Below are 3,316 nucleotides of genomic sequence, written 5' to 3'. Positions count from 1 at the left end.
CGCTGCCCATCACTCGCGCCCTGCACGAACCAAGCCTGACCCACCGACCAAGGTCAGCGACGGACCCCGGTCGGCGTTTTGTTCAGCAGGCTCCTAGACCGACCGGCCGGACAACGCGTCCCGCGTGCGGTCGACGAGGCCGACGAACGGGCCCATGACGCGGCGCGAGACCTGGTCGCGCGGGGCGCCCGGGTGCGGCCGGGTCGGGGCGGCCTTCTTCGCCGTCCGGACCTTGTCGCCGAGGTCGCGGAGCTCCTCGGCGGAGTACACGGCGCGCAGCGCCGGGAAGAGCTGACGCTCCTCCTCCGCGACGTGCCCGCGGACGGCGGTCATCAGGGCCTCGAGGACCGGCCGCGACTGCGGCGAGTGCGGGTCGGTGCCCTCGAGCTGCTTGAGCATGAGCTCGACCTCGTGGTGCTCGGCCGTCTCGCGGTCGGCGATCGCGTTGCCGTCGTCGAGCCGGTCGCGCATGGCCGGGTAGATCCACGCCTCCTCGGCGACGGAGTGCCGGACGAGCTCGGCGACGAGGTGCTCGAGGGCGTCCTGACGGTCCTCGGGGCTCAGCGGACCCTCGAGCCGGACGAACAGCTCCTCGACCTCGCGATGGTCGACGACGAGCTCGGTGATGACGTCGTCGTGAGCGTCGTGAGCGTCGTGCTCGGGCATGGTGCTCCTTCGGTAGGTCTGCTGCGGCGGGTCGCCGGACGTCGCGCGACCCCTACGGCGGCGGTACCCCGCGATGCACACCGCAAACAGGTGCGGGCCGGGACCCCGCTGTGAGCCCCGACTCGGTCGCCGGTCAGGATGGACGCGTGCCCACGGTCCGACGTCTGAGCCCTCACGAGCGCGCCGGCGCCCTCGAGACGGTCGTGGCGGCGTTCGCCACCGACCCGCTCGTGCGCTGGTGGTTCCCGGACGACGCGACGTACCCCGATCTGGCGTCGCGCTTCTTCGGCGTGCTGCTCGACACCCGCCTCGAGGGCGGCGAGGTCTGGGCCGTCGAGGTCGACGGAACCGTTGCGGCCGTGTCGATGTGGGTCCCGCCGGGCGGCAACCTCATCGGGCCGGACGTCGCCGGCGCGCGCTACAACGACGTCGTCGCCGAGCTCCCCGCGCCGAGCGCCGAGCGGATCGCCGCCACCGACGAGGTCATCGACGAGCTGCTGCCGACGGAGCCGCACTGGTACCTCGGCGTCCTCGCGACCCGGCCCGACCACCGCAACGCGGGTCTGGGCACCCTGGTGTGCGCGCCGGTCTTCGCGGCCGCGGACCGGGCCGGGGTCGCGATCGCGCTCGAGACCGCACCCTCGGCGAACGTGGCCTACTACACCCGCCGGGGTTTCTCGGTGCTCCACGAGGCCGAGCTGGCCTCCGACGTGAGCGAGGACGAGAACGCCGATGCGGACGGCGAGCCGCTCACCGTCCGCATCATGCTGCGGTCCCCGCGCGCCGACGGGGTCCGCTGAGCCCGTCCGTGCATCGTCCGTGCGCGGGCCCGGGTCTCAGGCCGCCTCGAGACCCTCGCGCAACCGGCGCAGCGCCTTGGTGATGAGCCGGGACACCTGCATCTGGGTGACGCCGACGTCCTCCGCGATCTGCTGCTGGGTCCAGCCGTTGAAGTAGCGCAGCGCGAGGATCCGTCGGTCGCGCGGTGCGAGCCGGTCCATGAGCGGGCGGACCGACAGGACGTCGTCGATCTGCCCGAGGAGCGGGTCGACGTCCCCGAGGGTGTCGCCGACGTTGAGGTCCTCGGCGCCGCCGACCGGGGCGTCGAGGGAGTGCACGTGGTAGAGGTCCGCGCTCGCGACGCACTCGACGACGTCGTCCTCGCTCGCGCCGAGGTGCGCCGCGATCTCGGAGATGCGCGGGCTGCGGCCGAGGGTCTGGGTCAGCTCGCTGCTTGCCTTCTCGACCTCGCCGCGAAGTTCCTGGATCCGGCGCGGCGGGCGGATGTCCCAGCCCTGGTCGCGGAAGTGCCGCTTCACCTCGCCGGAGATCGTCGGGACGGCGTACGCGAGGAAGTCGTGGCCACGGTCGGCGTCGAAGCCGTTGACCGCCTTGACCAGGCCCAGGTGGGCGGCCTGCACGAGGTCCTCGACCGCCTCGCCCCGGGAGCGGTAGCGCAGCGCGATGCTCGTCGCGACGGGGACGTTGAGGACGACGAGCCGCTGGCGCAGCCGCGCGAGCTCATGGGGGTCGGTGCACTCCTGCAGCAGGCTCACGACGGCGGCGGTCTCCCGCTGCCGTGCCTCGTCGGTGCTCGTGTGTCGATGGCTCGGCATGGTCCTACTCCCTGTCAAGGCTCCACCGCGGACCTGCGTGCGGTCCGTCCGGTGCGACGACCTGCATCACCGGGCTCGTGGCCCGGGCCCCCAGAGGTGCAGTCGGACGTTGGCCGTGATCTCGACCGAATCGTCGTCCCGGGGCGTCCCCGGTCCGTCCAGCGGACCACGGTGGGATAAGTCTCGCAATTCGACACGAATGCGTGGCGTGCGTGCGGGTACGGAAGGAAGTTGGCGTGGCCCCGCCCCGCACGTGCGGCGACGCCCACCCCTGCGCCTGGCGTCGCGCGGCGCGGGACAGGGCACCGAGCAGACTTCCCCTCCTGCGCGGACGTGAAACCTCAGCGGCCGGACGCCCGGGGGACGGGCGGCGAAGAGCCGCCGAAGAACGGGGCCGAAGGAGTGAACTTCCTCCCCGGCCGTGCCGATGCAGGTCACGTGGTCCACGTCCTGCCGCTCGTCACGCAGTCCTCGGTGACGCCCGCATCCCTCCTCGTCCCCGGCCTCGTCGTCGTGCTCCTCGCCGTGCTCGGTGTGCTCGTGGCCCGGCCGGTGGCCCGGCGTCGGCACGCCCGCCTCGTCGGTGGCACGGTCGCGGACCTGCAACGCCTCGTGGGTGACGCCCGGGTGGGTGACGTCCTGCCGTCGCGCGGCCGCCGGGCCAACGGCCGGACGGCGATCCCGCTGCGGGGGTCCGTGTCGGCCGCCGTGGCCGCGCTGCCGACGAGCCGGCTCGTCGACCTCGTCGGTGCGGACCACCCCGTGACCGGGGTCGGACGGCACCGTCGTGGGCTGGCCCGCGCCGGCCGCGCGGTGCCCGTCCGCACGCCCGACGGGTACTGGGACGCGTACCTGCAGGGTGTCGACCTGCCCGTCGCCGCCGGCGCGGGAGAACGGTTCTTCGCCGCCGAGGAGGCCGCGGTCACTGCCGCCGTCGCCGCCGAGGCCGCTCTCGAGGAGGCAACGACCACCGTGACGGTCCCGGACCCCGCACCCGCTCCGACCCCGGACCCCGTCCCGGTCCCTGCCCCGGA

At 73.7% G+C, this 3,316-nt stretch carries 3 protein-coding genes and 1 pseudogene; 2 read left to right on the top strand and 2 right to left on the bottom strand.

All coding sequences use genetic code 11. The features are described from left to right. Positions 1-93 precede the first annotated feature (93 nt). Positions 94-666, bottom strand: a complete 573-nt coding sequence (locus ECOMGDLI_RS30200) for a hemerythrin domain-containing protein (protein WP_088320532.1) — start codon at positions 664-666, stop codon at positions 94-96. A 146-nt stretch (positions 667-812) separates the two neighbouring features. Here ECOMGDLI_RS30200 and ECOMGDLI_RS30195 point away from each other — a divergent pair, with 146 nt between their 5' ends. Further along, positions 813-1,466, top strand: coding sequence for an N-acetyltransferase (locus ECOMGDLI_RS30195; RefSeq protein ID WP_158221217.1), 654 nt, complete (start codon positions 813-815; stop codon positions 1,464-1,466). 36 nt (positions 1,467-1,502) lie between these two features. Here ECOMGDLI_RS30195 and ECOMGDLI_RS30190 read toward each other — a convergent pair whose 3' ends face one another. Then, positions 1,503-2,282 (bottom strand): SigB/SigF/SigG family RNA polymerase sigma factor, encoded by a 780-nt coding sequence (locus ECOMGDLI_RS30190; RefSeq protein ID WP_088320530.1) that lies wholly within the window; start codon positions 2,280-2,282, stop codon positions 1,503-1,505. 438 nt (positions 2,283-2,720) lie between these two features. On the opposite strand from ECOMGDLI_RS30190, the pseudogene ECOMGDLI_RS30185 reads away from it, so the two are divergent. Further along, positions 2,721-3,316: pseudogene (locus tag ECOMGDLI_RS30185) on the top strand (hypothetical protein); the annotation flags it as partial.

Source organism: Kineosporia sp. R_H_3, from assembly GCF_002198675.1.
Lineage (GTDB): Bacteria > Actinomycetota > Actinomycetes > Actinomycetales > Kineosporiaceae > R-H-3.
Note: the sequence above shows the minus strand (reverse complement) of the source record. Positions and strands in the feature narration are given on the sequence as shown.

What these genes read in the sequence shown, in the direction of transcription:
- ECOMGDLI_RS30190 (WP_088320530.1), bottom strand. Translation starts at nt 2,282, where the DNA reads ATGCCGAGCCATCGACACACGAGCACCGACGAGGCACGGCAGCGGGAG.
- ECOMGDLI_RS30200 (WP_088320532.1), bottom strand. Translation starts at nt 666, where the DNA reads ATGCCCGAGCACGACGCTCACGACGCTCACGACGACGTCATCACCGAG.